The organism is Amaricoccus sp. (assembly GCF_036846665.1).
Classification (GTDB): Bacteria; Pseudomonadota; Alphaproteobacteria; order Rhodobacterales; family Rhodobacteraceae; genus Amaricoccus.
In genome coordinates, this window is record NZ_DAIUBO010000010.1 from 18,133 (window position 1) to 35,151 (window position 17,019).

At 71.8% G+C, this 17,019-nt stretch carries 12 protein-coding genes; 7 read left to right on the forward strand and 5 right to left on the reverse strand.

Going from position 1 to position 17,019, the window contains the following annotated elements:
* The first annotated feature begins 91 nt into the window (after positions 1-91).
* From V7050_RS02030 to V7050_RS02040, 3 genes are read left to right on the forward strand one after another with little or no spacing between them, the layout of a single operon-like run.
* Positions 92-2,920 carry a S8/S53 family peptidase gene (locus V7050_RS02030; protein ID WP_324365524.1) on the forward strand — a complete coding sequence of 943 codons (2,829 nt, stop codon included), beginning with the start codon at positions 92-94 and terminating at the stop codon, positions 2,918-2,920.
* Position 2,921: 1 nt separating this feature from the next.
* The gene (locus tag V7050_RS02035; protein ID WP_324365525.1) at positions 2,922-4,874 is read left to right on the forward strand and encodes a trypsin-like serine peptidase; all 1,953 of its coding nucleotides are present in this window, start codon (positions 2,922-2,924) and stop codon (positions 4,872-4,874) included.
* Entirely contained in the window at positions 4,865-8,002 is a 3,138-nt protein-coding gene (locus V7050_RS02040) for an AAA family ATPase (RefSeq protein WP_324365526.1), read from the forward strand. Before V7050_RS02035 ends, V7050_RS02040 begins: the two co-directional genes overlap by 10 nt.
* A 63-nt stretch (positions 8,003-8,065) precedes the next feature.
* On the opposite strand, the gene V7050_RS02045 is transcribed toward V7050_RS02040, so the two are convergent.
* Both V7050_RS02045 and V7050_RS02050 read right to left on the reverse strand, forming a co-directional pair.
* A complete protein-coding gene (locus tag V7050_RS02045) occupies positions 8,066-8,863 on the reverse strand; it encodes a glutamine amidotransferase (protein ID WP_324365527.1) in 798 nt (265 codons plus the stop codon).
* A 45-nt stretch (positions 8,864-8,908) separates the two neighbouring features.
* Positions 8,909-9,688 (reverse strand): glycoside hydrolase family 25 protein, encoded by a 780-nt coding sequence (locus tag V7050_RS02050; protein ID WP_324365528.1) that lies wholly within the window; start codon positions 9,686-9,688, stop codon positions 8,909-8,911.
* A 248-nt stretch (positions 9,689-9,936) separates the two neighbouring features.
* On the opposite strand from V7050_RS02050, the gene V7050_RS02055 reads away from it, so the two are divergent.
* Positions 9,937-10,902, forward strand: coding sequence for an alpha/beta fold hydrolase (locus tag V7050_RS02055; RefSeq protein ID WP_324365529.1), 966 nt, complete (start codon positions 9,937-9,939; stop codon positions 10,900-10,902).
* Between the two features lie 215 nt (positions 10,903-11,117).
* Here V7050_RS02055 and V7050_RS02060 read toward each other — a convergent pair whose 3' ends face one another.
* Both V7050_RS02060 and ribA read right to left on the reverse strand, forming a co-directional pair.
* On the reverse strand, positions 11,118-11,606 hold the full coding sequence (locus V7050_RS02060; protein ID WP_324365530.1) for a L,D-transpeptidase family protein: 489 nt from the start codon (positions 11,604-11,606) through the stop codon (positions 11,118-11,120).
* Positions 11,603-12,694: a GTP cyclohydrolase II gene (ribA, locus tag V7050_RS02065; protein WP_324365531.1), complete on the reverse strand. Its 1,092-nt coding sequence runs from the start codon at positions 12,692-12,694 to the stop codon at positions 11,603-11,605. Before ribA ends, V7050_RS02060 begins: the two co-directional genes overlap by 4 nt.
* Positions 12,695-12,852: 158 nt before the next feature.
* Here ribA and V7050_RS02070 point away from each other — a divergent pair, with 158 nt between their 5' ends.
* The 3 genes from V7050_RS02070 (at position 12,853) to V7050_RS02080 (ending at position 15,269) form a co-directional block, all read left to right on the forward strand.
* Complete coding sequence (locus V7050_RS02070) at positions 12,853-13,539, forward strand: response regulator transcription factor (RefSeq protein ID WP_324365532.1); 687 nt, start codon at positions 12,853-12,855, stop codon at positions 13,537-13,539.
* A gap of 180 nt (positions 13,540-13,719) precedes the next feature.
* Complete coding sequence (locus V7050_RS02075; RefSeq protein ID WP_324365533.1) at positions 13,720-14,505, forward strand: exodeoxyribonuclease III; 786 nt, start codon at positions 13,720-13,722, stop codon at positions 14,503-14,505.
* Positions 14,506-14,510: 5 nt separating this feature from the next.
* Positions 14,511-15,269 (forward strand): enoyl-CoA hydratase/isomerase family protein, encoded by a 759-nt coding sequence (locus V7050_RS02080; protein ID WP_324365534.1) that lies wholly within the window; start codon positions 14,511-14,513, stop codon positions 15,267-15,269.
* A gap of 142 nt (positions 15,270-15,411) precedes the next feature.
* Here V7050_RS02080 and V7050_RS02085 read toward each other — a convergent pair whose 3' ends face one another.
* A complete protein-coding gene (locus tag V7050_RS02085; RefSeq protein WP_324373758.1) occupies positions 15,412-16,797 on the reverse strand; it encodes a sensor histidine kinase in 1,386 nt (461 codons plus the stop codon).
* Between the last annotated feature and the right edge of the window lie 222 nt (positions 16,798-17,019).

The window sequence follows — 17,019 nt, forward strand, 5'->3', positions numbered from 1 at the left end:
GACCCGGGGACATTTTCCCCGGACGGACGCAACCGATCCCATTTGACCGGTGTGCTGCCTTCAGTTGATTGATTTAAGAGGATGATTTCGCATGTCCAGCATGGAAGGACTCTTCGCGCTTCGGGCGCTCATGGCCGAGACGTCCGCGGATCCGCGCCCCCTCTACGCCGCCAACCGACTCAGGTTCGCGCTCGAACTCGCCCCCGGAGCGGGCCCCGACGCGACCGCTGGGATGCGGGAGAAGATCGCCGCGCTGCTCGGCTCGGACGCGTTTCTCCTCGAGCCGCTCTTCGAGACCTTCGAGCCCGGCGAGCCCCTCTTTCTCGTGTTCTCGCCGAACGGAATCGACCGGACCCTGCCCGAAGACATCCTCTACGCGATCGCCGCCGACCTCAGGAACGAACTGGGCCTCGTCTCTTCCGAACCCGACATCGGGGCCACCGCCTATTCCGAGCCGCAGCCGGAAACGCCGCCATCGACCGAGGGCGTGGTCCTCGACGCGACCTGCTGGGCACAGGGCACGGCGCCGCCCGACCATCTCTGGGCGCTCGAATCGACCCGGGTGCCGCAGGCCTGGGCGATCGCGCCGGGCAAGGGCGAGAACATCGTCGTGGCCCAGCCCGACACCGGCATCGCCGACCATCGGGAGCTCCGCGACGCGACGCTCGACCTGACGAAATCGCTCAATCTGCTCGAGGGCGGCACCAACCCGGCCGACCCGCTCTCGAGCTCCATGTCGAACCCCGGCCACGGCACCGGCACGGGCAGCGTCGTCGCCTCGGGCGAGACCGGCGAAATGATCGGGTCGGCGCCCAAGGCGACGCTCGTTCCGATCCGCTGCATCAACGACGTCAAGATCTTCGACGGAACGCCCGTTGCCCGGGCCGTGGATCACGCCGTCCAGGTCGGCGCCCATGTCATCACCATGAGCCTCGGCGGGATCTGGAGCCGGTCGCTCAGGGCCGCGATCCAGCGGGCCGTCGCCCGCGACGTCATCGTCCTTGCCGCGGCCGGAAACTGCGTGGGCCTCGTGGTCTGGCCGGCGGCCTATCCCGAGACGCTCGCCGTGGGCGGAACGAACATCGCCGACAAGAAGTGGAAGGGTTCCTCGAGCGGCCGGGCGGTCGATTTCTCGGCCCCCGCCGAATTCGTCTGGCGGGCCGATCGCAAATCCACCGGCGCGCCGAACGATGCGGTCAGCGGCGGCCAGGGCACCTCCTTTTCGACCGCCCTCAGCGCGGGCATCGCCGCGCTCTGGCTCGGCCACCACGGCCGGCCGACGGTGATCGCCGCCGCCCGCCAGAAGGGAACGGTCGTGCAGGAGCTGTTCCGCGCCGCCGTGCGACAGACCGCGCGGCGGCCCACGGGCTTCCCCGCGGGGCTCGGCGCGGGCATCATCGAAGCCGAGAGGCTGCTCTCCGAGCCGCTCGCCGGCATCTCCATGGCCGTTCCGGAAACCCCCGGTTCCGGCGATGATCCGAGCGGGGGCCTCACCGACGCCCTGACCGCGCTCTTCGGCCGCGGGACGGCCGATCCCGGCTTCGACTGGGCCGCGCATGGCGCCGAGATCTCGGCGCTGCTCGTCGCCGACGCCCGCGCCGGACGAAGCCGCCTGGGCGCCGGCCGCGAGTCGCGCGCGTTCCGCCGGGCCTCCGGCGCCTTCGTCGAGGCGGCCGCGGGATCCCGCGACCCGCGCCTCGCCCAGCTCGCCCTTCGCGGCAGTCCGCCGGCACCGTCCATCGTGATCCCCGCACCGGTGAGCGAGGCGCGGCTGGCCCGGGTCCTGTCCGGGATCGGCGCCGGGCGGCGTGCGGATCTCGCGCCCGAGGCGGCGGCGACGATCACGCCCGAGGAGGGTCGCGCGCTTCTCGACGGCGGCGGTCGCCGCGCCGTGCTCGCGCCCCTCGAGCGGCGCGTCGAGGCGGCGGGACGCCCGGAACTCGCGGGCGATCTCGACCGGATCGGCCGGGCGCTGGCCGAGCTGCACGCCGAGGGCACATCCGCCCCCCTCGACGACGCGACGACCTTCCAGCTCGAGGCGCTGGTGTCGCTGACCGAACGGCCGGCGCTGCCGGTCTCGCTGCGCACGACGCCCGACGATCGCGAGGTCCAGACGCTCGACACCTCCGACCCCGAACTCGGACGGTTCGCCGGCCTCATCGAACTCGCCCGCCCCGATCTGGAGGCGGGCCCGCTCGCGGCGGTCGGCAGGATCGACGGCGACGGGATTCACCTGGGCACCGGCTTCGTCGTCGGCCCCGGCCTCATGATGACCAATCGCCACGTTCTCGAGGAATTCGCGAGTCCGCTGCCCCGCGCCGAGGCACCCGACCGCTGGCAGATCGTGCGCGAGGCCACGATCGACTTCTCGCCCTCGGGCTTCGACCCCGCGACCCGCTTCCGGATCAGCGGTATCGCCTTTGCCGGTCCGGAGCCGATCTGGCGCCTGCCGATCAGCTTCGACAAGCTCGACCTTGCGCTGCTGCGCGTGGAAACGACGAACGCGCTGGGCGCGGCCCTGCCCGCCGCCATCCCCGTGGTGCGGACCGCGGGCTGGGGCGGTCAGGGGCAGAATCTCTACGTCGTCGGATTCCCCGCGCCGCCCTCCTACGTTCCCCGGGACGAGCAGGGCCGGCTCCGGCACGATGTGATCGAACGTCTGCGAGAGATCTTCGGCCTCAAATACCGCCAGAAGTACTTCAGCCCGGGCATGATCCTGCCGAACGGGGGACACCGTTGGGTCTTCGACCACGACGCCACGACGCTCGGCGGCAATTCCGGTTCGCTGACCGGGCGCCTCGGCGGGTCGCTCGAGGCGGTGGGGCTGCATTTCGCCGGCGACTGGCTGCGCGCCAACCACGCGCATGACCTGGGCGCGGTCGTCGAGGCCGAGGCCGGTGTCGCCGGCCTTCTGCCCTAGCATGGCCGCTCCCGTCCCGAAGCCCGGTGACGAGCCCGAAGACTCGGCGCTGCCCGCGACTCTGACGCTCGCGGAGGCGCGCTGCATGGCCGCGCATATCACCGGGGCGCGCCAGGCCGTGGCCGAGGTCTTCAACGAGATCGGCCGCCGCACCGGCGGATCGCTCGACGATTTCAAGATCGTGGCCCTCGGGATCGACGACCGGACCGAGGCCTTCGCGCTTGCCCTGGTCCATACCGCGCAAGCCAGCGTCCCCGCCCACCGCGTGTTCCTGACCGAGCTCGCCGCCCTCGGGCTGATCGACCTCCCGAAGGCCTTCGCGGCGCTGGCCGCGGCGATCGGCGAAAAGGGCGGATCCGCGAAACTCCTCTGGGCGCAGGACGCGACCGGCAACGTCGTGGAGCCGCAGGGCTGGAACGCCGAGATCGCGAAGACCCTCAATTCTGCGGAGCTGATCACCGCCTTCAACTATGCCGCGCGCCGGATCTGCCTGATCACGACAGGCCAGTCACAGGGCACGGGATTCCTCATCGGCCCGCAGACGGTGCTCACCAACTGGCACGTGATGGTCCCGCTCCTCGATCCGGCGACGGGCAAGGCCCGACCCGATTCGAGCGGACGCATTCGCTGCACCTTCGAGGCACTGACGAGTCCGGAGGGCCAGACCTATCCCGCGGTCGACGACTGGCTCGTCAGCTTCAGCCCGCTCGATCCCACCCGCATTCCCCCGACGAAGCCCTATCCCCCGATGGTCGCGCCCGAAGGCGACTTCCTCGACTTCTGCGCCATCCGCGTCGCCGGCGTGCCGGGGCGCGAGCGCGGATGGTACGACCTGGCCGACACCGGCGTTCTCGACGAAGCGAACGACCTGCTGTTCGTGATCCAGCACCCGCACGCCAACCCCCAGCGCGCCGGGATCGAGAAGGGCGCGCGTTCGGATCCGACCGACGCGAACTTCATCCTCCACCAGGTCTGGACGGACGAGGGTTCCTCGGGCGGGCTCTGCCTCGATCACCGGCTGAAGCCCGTCGCGCTGCACCACGCGGCGATCAGGGACGCCCAGAAGAAGTTCCTTCACAACCGGGCGGTGCGGCTCGCGGCCATCCACGCCGCCCGCCCCGATCTCGGCGCGCCGCTGCCGCTCTACGACCGGATCTGCCGGCTGGCCGACGGGTCCCGCGCCGTGCTCGGGCGACAGGACACGCAGCAGACGCTGCATCAGATGATGGCGGATGCGGCCCGCCCGATCCTCTTCGTGCGCGGCGACCGGAAGAGTGGAAAGACCTTCTCGGCCGACCTCATCCGCGACTGCACCGCCCACGACCGGCGCCGCATCGCCCTGCTCTCGGCCTCCGAGATCCCCGCCGAGGCGCGCGACCTGGCCGAGCTGATCCTCGCGCGGGCCGGCGCGCCCGCTGCGGCCTTCTCCGCCCTGCCCCGTCCGGAACCGACGCACACCACCGACTTCGCCTGGCTCAAGGCGACGCTGCTTCCGGCGCTCCGCCGCGGCCTGACCGATCTTCTCCGCGCCGATGCGGCCCGTCCGCTCGTGCTCTGGCTCGTCATCGACGAGCTCGATCTGGTGCCCATCCCCCAGACCAGCGCGCGCGACCTGCTCGATGCGCTCTATGCCGACGTCGCGCTTCTCGCCGACATGCGGATCGTCCTGATCGGCCTCGACGGCATCCTGCCCGGCGTCGATCCCGCCCTGATCCGGACCGAGGACCTCGTGGATCCTGCCACCATCGAACGCGGCGACCTCGAATCCTGCCTCTCCTGCCTGATGACCGAACGGCTTCTCGGACCCAGCCCGAAGGAAGTGCAGCGCCTGGCCGATCTGATGTCCGGAACGGCACGCATGGTCGGCAAGCATCGGCCCAACACGAGCCCGCTCGCCGTGCTGTCCGAGGTTCTTTCCGCCGTCTACATCAAGGCATCCGGCCGATGGACATGACATCCGAAGCCACCCAGGACGACCTGACGCGAACGTCGCTTCTCGGATTCTTCGACCCGCGCCGGATGCTGGATCCGGAAGCGCAGGACTACCCCACACGCCTCGCGGCGGTCGCCGCAGCCGCGACCGAGGTGGAGGTCGGCGGAAGCTGGTACTGGGCGCTCACCCCGGACGCGCGGCGGAAGGGGCTGCGCCGCCTGCCGCGCGGACACGATGACCGCGAGCGCATCCTCGCGACGCTGCCGGTTCATGCCAGGGACGATCTCGGCGCCGCGTTCCGAACGCTCCTCGCCCGCCGCCCCGATCCGGAGACGGCGGCCGCCCTCGAGGGCAGGAAGGCCGGCGCCGCCGGGTCGGCCAGGCTGACGGCCATCTTCCAGGCCCTCGAACTCCTCCACGATGCGAAGGTCCCGCTCGAGGGATGGTCGGCGGAAACCGGCATGGCCCGGCGACTCGGCCGGGCGATCGTCCTGCGCCACAAGTCCGCGGCCTCGCGGCATCTCCTGTCGGGACCGCTGCGCGGACGGAACAGCAAGCTCTCGGCGCTGGTCGCCTTCGCCCAGGAGGGGCGGATCGACGCGCCGCCGATCCGACTGCCGGAGGCGGCGCCCGCCGGAGACGTGGATCCCGGCGCGATCCCGGCGGTCGTCGTCACGGGGCTCGGCGGCGTCGGCAAGTCCGCGCTCCTCGAGGCACTCAGGAGGAAGCTCGCCAGACGAGGCGACACGCTTCACGTCACCTTCGACCTCGACCAGGCGGCTCTCCGCTCGGGCGACCGCGTCGCGCTGACGCTCGAACTCCTGCGCCAGATCGGCCTGGCGAACCCCTCGCTCGACACGCAGCTTTCCGGACTGCGCGACCTCCTCCGCCAGTCCCTGTCCTCGGCAACCGGGCGGGAGAGCATGGTCGAGGCGTCCAGTGCCGCCGTCTTCGCGACCCTGTCCGAGCTCGAGCGCGTGCTGGAGGGCCATGGCGAAGGCGACACCGCCTTCCTCCTGATCTTCGACACTTTCGAAGAGGCGCTCGTCCTCGGGGTCGAAAGGGTGCGCTTCATCGTGGACTGGATCGGGATGCTGAAGGGGGCCGCGCGAAACCGTGCCGTCCGCTTGATCCTCTCGGGCCGCGAGGCGAGCGAGATCGCGAAACACCGGGTCCCGGACCTGGCCCTCAGGGGGGAGCTGCAGCTCGGCGATCTGGGAACCATGGCGGGGCGCGCGAAGCTGCGCGACCTGTTCCGCGAAGGCGGCATCCCACATCTCGATCTCGTGCCCGATCTCGTCGCTGCGCACGGCTCCAATCCGCTCGTGCTCGAGATCGTGGCCCTGTTCTGCCGCGGGCGGCCGCGCGACGAGATCCGGCAGATGGCGCAGCAGGAGGCTTCGGAGCTGCGCGACGACCTCGACGCCGAGATGCGGCAGCGCATCCTCTACGCGCGCATCCTGAACCGGATCGGCACCGAGGAGATCCGCCGCCTCGCGAGCCCGGGCCTCGTCCTGCGGCGGATCACGCCGAAGCTGATCGAACAGGTGCTCGCGGAGCCCTGTGGCCTGCCCACGCCGCTGCCGCCCGGTCGGGCGGAGGCGCTCTTCGACGACCTCGCGGCCCATGTCTGGCTGGTGAGCCGGCCGGATGGAGCCCCGCGCGAGCTCGAGCATCGGCCCGATCTCCGGCGTCTCATGCTGCCCCAGGTGCTCGCGGACCCGAAGGCGCGCGAGGTTGCCCGGCGGGCGGCGGATTGGTACGGCGAGGCTGCCCGGGCCGGCTCGCAGATCGCCCGCTTCGAGGAGACCTATTGTCGGGCGCTCTTCGACCCGGACGCCCTGCCGACCGACGCGGCCGATTTGCGCGCGCTGGCGGATCACCTCGGTTCGGCCATTCTCGACCTGCCCGGGATGACGGCGCGTTTCGACGAGGCCGCAGGCCGCGTCCTCCTGATGTCGGCGATCGGAACGCTGGACCGGGCCGGCAAGCACCGGGCGGTGACGAAGCGCCGGACCCGGCAGCTTGCCGAGGGCCTCGAACGGAGCCTTCTCGACGAGGCGGAAGACCCGGCCGTCGCCGCCGAGGAGGGTGCCGCCACCCCGCCCGACGAGATCCTCCAGGCACGCTTCGCCGCCTGCGAGTTCGGCCGCGTGGCCAGGGAGGCGCCGCGCCTTGCGACCGCCCTGCTCGACCGGATCCTCGGGGACGACGCGACCGAGCCCTCGCCCTCGGGACTCCAGCACCCCGCCCATCTCGCCGCGACGGCGACGCTCCTCTCCGACCCGGATGCGGACCACCGCCGCGACCTTGCGCAGGCGATGGCCGGCTGGTTCGGCGCGCCTGCGCAGGCCGCCGGGTTCGGCGACCGGCTCGCGCTGGCCGCCCGGACGGGCACCGGCGCCGGGCCGGCGATCGCGACGGCCTGGGTCGTCGCCGGGCTCGCGGACCTCGATCTCCGCGCCTTCCTGCCGCAGGAGGCCGGCGAGACGATCGACCGGCTCCTCGAACCTCCCGCCGACACGACCCTCCGCTGGCGTCTCGCCCAGGTGGCCGGAGCCCCCGGCCGTGTCCTTCGGACACGGGCGGAGGTCTTGCCGCTGCTCGACCCGGCCATCGTGCGCGCGCTCGGCGAGGGCCGGCTTGCCGTGAACCAAGGGCAGGGGCTGCCGGGCAAGGCGGCCGACCTGCTCGCCGACCTTCGGGAACGCAGGGGCGCGGTCATGTCGAGCGACCTCCTGCGCATCGAGAACGAGCTCAAGGGCGCGGAAATCACCGCCAGCCCCGACGAGATCCCCGGTTCGCTCCTCGCCGCCCTCCTCCCGGGTCGGCTTCCCGAATTCCATGCGCCGCTCCGACTGCTTCTCGACCGGCCGGAACCTGTCCCGGGGCTGGGTGCGGCGGTCGCTCATCTCGCCGAGGAGGTGCCTTGGTGGCCGAGAGGCCTCGCCGCAACCGCGTTCGAAGACCTGCCCCCCGGCCCGACCCGCGCCGCGGCGCTCATCGACGCTGCCGACAGCAGCGGGCGCCTTCCCCTGCTCGCAAGATCCCTGGCCGGGCATTCCGACGCCCGGCGCGAGGCGCGGCAGATCGCGACCCTGATCGACGCGGTCGTGGACCGGTACCGGATCCACATGCTCGTCGCGTGATCGGGAGGGTGCCGCAGGCCGTGCCCCTGCGCGGACCTGGCGCGCGGAGGCGGGCGCCTCAGGTCACGGCATCGCCCCGGGCGCCACCCGCTCGCCCGGTGCCTCACGCTGCGGCGCTTCCCAGCCACGCCGGCAGGCCGCCACGAAGCGCGCGAGGATCACCTCCGGCATTGTCACCGTCTCGGCCCGGCACATGGCGACCAGCCGCGCGGCGTCCCCGGGCGGGAAATAGCCCCGGCCGCCGTAGATCCGGATCCGCGTCTCGAAGCCGTCGGCATCGGCCTCGGGGTGGAACTGCGTCGCATAGACCCGCCGCCCGTGGCGGATCATCTGGAAGGGACAGGGGTCGGAGGCGACCAGATGCACGCAGCCCCGCGGCAGGACCTGCACCGCCTCCTTGTGGCCGACGAAGGCGCGGAAGCTGGCGGGAAATCCCTCCAGCAGCAGATCCGACCGCCCCGCCCCGGTCACCCGGCAGTCCACGGCGCCCACCGGCTCGGCATAGCGCGCCTTGCTCACCTCGGCGCCCAGGTGATGGGCGAGGATGCCGATGCCGTAGCAGCAGCCGAGGAACGGCAGGTCGCGCGCCACCACCGCGGGCATCAGCCCCAGGACCGCGGCCTCGATGCGCCGCTCCACCGGCGATTTCTTCGCCGCGTCGTCGCTGACGCAGCCCGGCCCGCCGCCGACGATCACCCCGGCGAAATCCCCGGGATCGAGATCTTCCGGCAGGTCCTCCCGGTCGAGCCGCAGCCGCCGCACCTCGCCCGCCGCCAGCCCGCCCTTGCGCAGGATGGCGGCGAATTCGTCGTCGGCGGCCTCCGTCTCGGGGCGCAGCTGCAGGACCAGCATCGGCTTCATCGCCAAGCCCTAGCGCAAGCCGCCCGTCCCTGGCAATCGGGCCTTCTAGCGCGCGTTGGCCGCCAGCCACTGCGACCATTGCGGCCGCGTTCCCGCGAAGACGTTGATGTCGGTATTCCCGGCGATGCCCGGCACCACCCCGGTCCCGGTATATTGCCAGAACGCCCATTTCTGGTTGGGATAGATCGCCGAAGGATGCCCCGCCACCGAGCGCAGCCAGAAATCGGTGCCGCGCATCCGGCCGAGGTCGTTCTCGTGGTAGAAATCGACCGTGGTATAGACGATCGGCCGCTTGCCGTAATGCCGCGCCACCCTTTCGAGATAGACCTCCATCTCGGCGCGGACCGTCTCCGGCGCGGGGCGCTTGGTGCAGGTGCGCGACTTGTGCGTCCATTCCATGTCGAGCACCGCCGGCAGCGCGCCGCGGTCCGCCGGCACGTGGGAGATGAACCAATCGGCCTGCTCCGCCGCCGTCCGGCAGAAGTAGTAATAGTGATAGGCGCCGCGCGGCACCCCGGCCCGCGCCGCGCCGTGCCAGTTGTCGGCGAAGCGCTCGTCGGCCACGTCGCCGCCCTCGGTCGCCTTGATGAAGGCGAAGGACGTGCCCGAGGCGCGCACCCGCTGCCAGTCGATGTCGCCCTGGTACTTGGACACGTCGATGCCATGGACCGGGTAGAGCCAGGGGCTGAGCGCGTCCCATTCATGGGGATCGGTGTCGCCGAAGGCGGGAACGTTGGTCGAGGCCCGGCTGTTGGGGACATCATGGCGCGACGGCCCGCAGGACGCCGCCGCCAGGCCGAGGAGGAGCAAAAGAAAGACCCGCAAGCTCTTGGTACTCCGTTTCGAATCACCCTCGGCGCCCGCAGGCACGATAGCCGGAGAGGGCTGACCCGTCAGCCATTCCCTTCGAGGCGATGCAGATTTTTCCGACCCTGATGCGGGCGGGACTCACCTCCCGCCCTCCACAGCCACAGGCCCGCGGGCCGAGGCGCCCGGCGGACCGGTTGCGCCAGCTTGATTCGCGCCGCACGGCGGCCGAGACTGGCGCGAGGCATCGGGAAGGACCGCACGCCATGTCAGGCCGCCGCTGGCTCGTCGCCGCACTCGCCCTGCTCGGTGCGGGCGCCGCCACCGGCTGGCTCTACGCTCGCGACATGCGCGCCACCGAGGCGCGGCTCGCCGCCGGCAGCCGGGTCTACGAGACCGCGCGCGGTCCGGTCGAGGCCGCGGTCCACGGCTCGGGACCGGCGGTGCTTGTGCTTCACGGCGCCGGCGGTGGCTACGACCAGGGCGAGCGGCTGGCGGACGCCTTCGGCCCTCCCGGCTTCCGCTGGATCGTGGTGTCGCGCTTCGGCTATCTCCGCTCGCCGCTGCCCGCCGACGCCTCGCCGCTCGCCCAGGCCGACGCGCTGGCGGCCCTGCTCGACGCGCTCGGCGAGGAGCGCGCGGCGGTCCTCGCCATGTCGGGCGGCGTCCCGCCGGCGTTGCAACTCGCGACCTTCCACCCCGAGCGCACGACCGGGCTCGTGCTGCTCTCCTCCGCGCCCTTCACGCCCTTCGGCACCGCCGACCAGGCCCCGCCCCTGCCCGGCTGGGCCTACCGGGCGCTCTTCGCCAGCGACCTGCCCTATTGGGTGCTCCTGCACGGCGCCCGCCGGGCGCTCGCCCCGATCTTCGACGCCCCCTCGGCGCTCCGGGCCGGCCTGACCGGGGAGGAAGCTGCCTTCCTCGACGGGCTCATGGAGGGCTTCCTGCCGGTCACGGCGCGCCTGCCCGGCCTCGGCAACGAGGCCGCCGCCATCGCCCCCTCCGAGGCCTATGCGCCGGAGTCGATCCGCGCGCCCAGCCTCGTCGTCCACGCGCGCGACGATTCCATCAACCTCTTCGAGATCGGCGCCGCGCTGGGCGAGACCATCCCCGAGGCGGAATTCCTGCCGCTCGACGACGGCGGCCATCTGCTGCTCGGCCATCACGCGGAACTGCGGGACCGGATCGCGCGCTTCCTCGAAGCCCATGCCCACCCCGCCACCGAGCCCTGACCGGCCCGGCCCGGCAGGACGGCCGACACCTTCCACGGCTCAAGGATTTCATACTGGCAGATTCCTATCGGGCAGGACAGGGGCCCGTGCCAACAGGCACGGGAAGACAAGCAATCGGCCAACAGGCCGACCGCCGATTCCCCCACCGCCCCGAACCGAGCGATCCGCCGTCGGCTCCGTTCTGCGGCGTCAGTCAGGCACGGGAGCCGCCGGGATCACCCCCGCACCAGCACCCGGCTTCGCGGCGTCCAGCGGGCGAGGATCCAGGCGAGATCCTCGCGGCGGAAGGCGATGCAGCCCGCCGTCGGCCAGCGGGGCGCGCGCCAGACATGCAGGAAGATCGCGCTCCCCCGCCCCGCAACCGGCGGATCCCGGTTCCAGTCGAGCACCGCCACGAGGTCGTACATCGGATCGGCCCGGCGCAGCGCCTCGTGGCGGAACCCGTGCGGCCGCCGGACGCGGCGATTATAGGCCGGATCCCCGGGATCGTCGGACCAGCCGTCCCGCGGGCCGATGGCGCGGCCGGCGAGGGCATGGCGGTCGCGCCGCACCAGAACGGCCTCGATCCGGTGGCGGCCCGCGGGGGTGATCCCGTCGCCTTCGCGGCGCTTCTCGCCGATGCCGCCGCGGCCGAGGGCGCAGGGAAAGCGCCGCCCGAGGAAGCGCGCCCCCCAGCGCCCGACCACGAGATCGGCCGGCGTCACGGCAGATGGCCGGATTTCGCCACCTTGGTCTGCAGATAGGCGGCATTGTGCCGCGTCACCCCGACCCGCAGCGGCACCCGCTCCACCACGCGCAAGCCGCAGCTCTCCATCATCGCGACCTTGGCGGGGTTGTTGGTCATCAGCCGGACACGCGAGAATCCCAGCGAGGTCAGCATGTTGGCCCCGAGGCGGAAGTCCCGCTCGTCGTCCTCGAAGCCGAGCCGGTGGTTGGCCTCCACCGTGTCGAAGCCCTGGTCCTGCAGGGCATAGGCCCGCATCTTGTTGGCCAGCCCGATGCCGCGCCCCTCCTGGTTGAGATAGAGCAGCATGCCTGCGCCCGCCGCGCCGATCTGCTCGAGCGCGGCATGGAGCTGCGGCCCGCAATCGCATTTCAGGCTGCCGATCAGATCGCCGGTGAAGCAGGCCGAATGCAGCCGGCAGAGCACCGGCTGGCCGCGGTCCGGCGCGCCGATCTCCACCGCGTAATGCTCCTCGCCGCCGTCGAGCGGCCGGAAGACCCGGACCCGCCCGGCTTCGGCCACCTCGAGCGGCACCCGCGCCGCCGCCACCTCGAAGACCGGGACCGGCCCGCTTTCCGCCGGCACCAGTGCCGCGTCGAGCCGGCTCAGCCCCGCCGCCTCCGCCAGCGCCTCCGCCTGCGCCCGGGGCAGCACCGCGACCAGCGCCGCCGGCAGGAGGTGCGCGCGCTTGCACATGGCGAGTGCCGCGCGATGCAGATCCGCCGACCCCTCGCGCCGCGTCACGTAGGGCCCCTTCATCGGCCAGTCCAAATCCGCGGACGGATCCGCCGTCGCCCGAACCCAGGCGAGATCCGCCTCGGCCGGAAACACCACCCGCGCCAGGTCGCCGTCATAGGCCCGCGCCTTCAGCGTTCCCGCCCGCCGCGCGGTCAGCGCCAGATCGACCCCGCCGAGCGCGCGCAAGTCAGCCAGGCGCGCCGCCGTCGCCGTCTCGGCCGCCAAGACCAGCGCCGCCTCCTCCCCCGAGAGGAGCAGGACCGCGGCCCCCATCCGCAGGTCGCTGCGGGCGCGGGCGAGCAGTTCCGCCGGGTCCAGGCCGAGGCTCATGTTGCTGTCGTCTCCCTCCGGGCGGGGTGTCCTGATATCCGGGCCGGTCGCGGAATGAAACAATTGCCGCGCTCCGCACACCTTCCCGTGACCCCGGCCCCAAGGATATTGCCGCCCGCGCGGAAAACCAACAGCTGACGCGAAAACGGAGACAAAACATGAGCACGCTCAAGAAGATCCTGATGGTCGACGACGATGCCGACCTGCGCGAGGCCCTCGCCGACCAGCTCGTCCTCACCGAGGAATTCGACGTCTTCGAGGCGGCCGACGGCGCCGACGGCCTCGTGCGCGCGAAGGAACAGCTCTACGACCTCGTCATCCTCGACGTGGGCCTGCCCGACATGGACGGGCGCGAGCTCTGCCGGCTGATGCGCAAGCAGGGGGTGAAATGCCCCGTCATCATGCTGACCGGCCATACCACCGACAGCGACCAGATCCTCGGGCTCGATTCCGGCGCCAACGACTATATCGCCAAGCCCTTCAAGCTCCCGGTGCTGCTCGCGCGCATCCGGGCGCAGCTGCGCCAGCACGAGCAATCCGAGGACGCGGTCTTCGGCGTCGGCCCCTATACCTTCAAGCCGGCGGCCAAGCTCCTGCTCGACGAAGCGGAGCGCAAGATCCGCCTCACCGAGAAGGAGACCAACATCCTGAAATACCTCTACCGCGCGGGCAGCGCCGTGGTGGCCCGCGACGTGCTGCTCCATGAGGTCTGGGGCTACAATGCCGGCGTGACCACCCACACGCTCGAGACCCATATCTACCGCCTGCGCCAGAAGATCGAGCGCGATCCCTCGAACGCCACGATCCTCGTGACCGAACCGGGCGGCTATCGCCTCGTCGCCTGACGCGGCCAGGGCGATCGCATTGGCCACACCACCGGTAGGCCCGAGTTCCTTGCGCGCCTAGCTTCACCACTTCGCCCGGCGGGCACCGCCGGGTAGCGCCCCCCTTCGAAGCTGCCGCTTCCGGGTTGTGATCGCGGCCGGGGCCGCTATGAGTCCGGACCGATCCCTCCGGAGCGTCCCATGACCGTCACCATCTGCACCTGGAACATCAATTCGGTCCGCCTGCGCGAGGCGAGCGTGCTGCGGCTCCTGCGCGAGGAGGCGCCGGACGTGCTCTGCCTCCAGGAGATCAAGACCCCGCTCGACAAGTTCCCGCTCGAGGGCTTCGCCGCACTCGGCTATGCCCACGTCGTGGCGCGCGGCCAGAAGGGCTACAACGGCGTGGCGATCCTCTCGCGGCTCCCGATCGAGGACGCCGGCCAGCGCGACTTCTGCGCCAGGGGCGATGCCCGCCACGTGGCTGCCCGGCTGCCCTCCGGCGTCACCCTGCACAACCTCTACATCCCGGCCGGCGGCGACCTGCCCGACCCCGGGGCCAATCCGAAATTCGCCCACAAGCTCGACTTCCTCGCCGAGCTGCGCGACTGGTTCGCCGAGCGCCCCTCCCGCGCGATCCTCGTGGGCGATCTCAACATCGCGCCCCGCGAGGACGACGTCTGGAACCACAAGGCGCTGCTCAAGGTCGTCTCGCACACCCCGGTCGAGGTGGAGGCACTGGAGGCCGCGCGGGCAGCCGGGGCCTGGGTCGACGTGACGCGCAAGGACATCCCCGAGGGCCCGCTCTATTCCTGGTGGTCCTACCGCAGCCCGGACTGGAACGCCGCCGACAAGGGCCGGCGCCTCGACCACGTCTGGGCCAGCCCCGACCTCGCGGCGCGCTCGGGCGGCAGCCGCATCGCCCGGCACGTGCGCGGCTGGGAGCAGCCGAGCGACCACGCGCCGGTCTTCGCGGAATTCGAGGCCTGAGCCCCGTGGTCGAGACCATGATCGAGGCCCGGATCGACGCCGCCGTCGGCCGCATCACCCTGAACGCGCCGCAGAGCCACAACGCGCTCGACCGCGCGGCGATGCGCGATCTCGCGGATCTCCTCGCGGATTGGGCCGGGCGCGAGGATCTGCGCGCCCTCGTCCTGACCGGCCGCGGCAGGAGCTTCTGCGCCGGCGCCTCCCTCGGCGAGGTCGGCGCCGCCGACTGGAGCGAGAACCCGCTGACCCGGCTCTGCGACGCCATCGAGGAATTTCCCGTCCCGGTGCTGGCGGGGTTGAACGGCGGGGTCTACGGCGGCGGCGTCGAGATCGCGCTCGCCTGCGACTTCCGCGTCGGCGTCGAGGGGATGCGGGCCTTCGTGCCCCCGGCCCGGCTCGGCATCCATTACGAGCCCGCCGGCATCGCCCGCGCCCTCGACCGCCTCGGCGCGCAGGCGGCCCGGCGCATGTTCCTGCTCGCCGAGACCTTCGAGGCCGAGGCCCTGCAAGCGATGGGCTTTCTCGACCATCTGGTGGCGCCCGAGGCGCTCGACGCCAGGCTGGCGGAGATGACCGGCGTCCTCACCGGCCTCGCCCCGCTGGCTTTGCGCGGGATGAAGCGCACCATCGTCGAGCTGTCCCGCGGCAATCTCGACGCCGAGGCGGCCCGAAGCCGCATCGCCGCCTGCTTCGCCTCGGCGGACCATGCCGAGGGCCTCGCCGCCCAGCGCGACCGGCGCCCGCCGGTCTTCACCGGCCGCTAGGGCGCGATCCCGTGCGTTCGCCCGGGCGCATCGTCCGGGCGAGGAAGTTCGGACGTGGAACCGTCTTCCGGGGCTCGGCTTCGGAGCCACGGCGTCGGTCGGGCGGAAGGGCCATCGGCATCGACCGGCTCCCCCCGCGCCGCTATTTCGGGGCGGGGATATCCACGACGAAGGTGGTGCCCTCCTGCGCGGTCTCGTCGAGCGTCAGGCTCCCGCCGTGTCCCTTGACCAGCTCCGCCGCGATCACGAGGCCGAGGCCGGTCCCGCCCTGCCGCACCCCGCCGCTGAACGGCCGGAAGAGGTTCTCGCGCGCCTTGGGCGGCAGGCCGGGCCCGGTGTCGGCGACGCGAATCCGCGTCCGCCCGTCCCCTTCCCCGGCGCTGACCGTGACCGAGCCCGCCCGGCCCGAGGCCTCGATCGCCTGCGCGGCGTTGCGCACGAGATTGGTGAGCACCCGGAAGAGCTGGTCGGGATCCGCGCGCGCCGCGAGCCGCCCGGCGATCTCGGCCCGGAAGGCGACGCGGCCCGTGGCGGAAGCCTCGCGCTCGTTCTCCAGCACCTCGCCCACCAGCGGCGCGAGCGGGAAGACCACGATCTCCGGCGCCGGCTCGTCGACCTTGCCGAAGGTGAGCGTGCGCTCGCAGAGGCTGATCGCGCGCGCCAGCGAATTGACGAGCTTGGGCGCGGTCCGCCGCACTGCCGGGTCGCTGCTCGATTCGATGCGGTCGGCGAGCAGCTGCGTGGTGGTGAGCATGTTGCGCAGGTCGTGGCTGATCTTGGCCACCGCCCCGCCGAGCGCCGCGAGCCGCTCCTTCTGCCGCAGGGCGCCGGTCAGGCCGAGCTGCATGTCGCGCAGGGCGGTCTCGGCCTCGACCAGCTCGCGCGAGCCGCGCCCCGGCTGGATGATCCGGCTCGAATCCTCGGGGTTGTCGCGATAGGCGGTCATGTGGTCGATCACCCGCTGGATCGGCCGCACGATGAAGCGCCGCACCGCGAAGAAGAGCAAGGCCGCCGTCGCGACGGAGATCGCCAGCGACAGATAGAGGATCCTGAGCCCGTAGTCGACCATCGCGGCCCTCAGCGGCGCCTCGTAGAGCGTCACCTCGATGCCGCCCTCCATTCCCTGCCGGGTCGTTCCGATGACCCGGATGATCCGGTTTCCGCTGGTGAAATAGGTCTTCACCGCGCCGCGCATCAGCGTCGTGGCCGAGGCGCCGCGAAGATCGAAGGTCTCGTCCACCGACTTCGGCATGGCCGACGACAGGACCAGTTCGCGGACCTCGTCGCGCTGCAACGCGACGTTCAGCACCTCCGCGGTCTGCAGCAGCTCCTGCTCGAGATCGTCGGACACCGCCTCGTCCGGGGTCGCGAGCAGCGCCAGCGCCGCGAGCTGGCCGAGGTCGAGCCGGGTCTCGAGATAATCGACGCGAAACCGCGAGACCGACGGCACGAAGATCAGCACCTCGGCGATCACGACGAAGACGATCGTCAGGCCGAGAAACCGTCCCGAGAGCGTATTGAAGGCCATGCCCGATCCTGAACCCGCGCGCGAGGGACATTATGCACTGGCCCCCGTCCGAACAAGGCGGCTGGCCGGCATGGGCAAGTTTCTGAATCATCCGCAGGAATTGCCGCGCCGGCGAAAGCCCGCGCGGGCGCTGCCCGGCGGTGCCTGGCCTCGGCGGGATGGCGGCACTAGGTGTTCAGTCCCGGCATCTGGTGGATCGGATCGACGATGAATCTGTCCGGC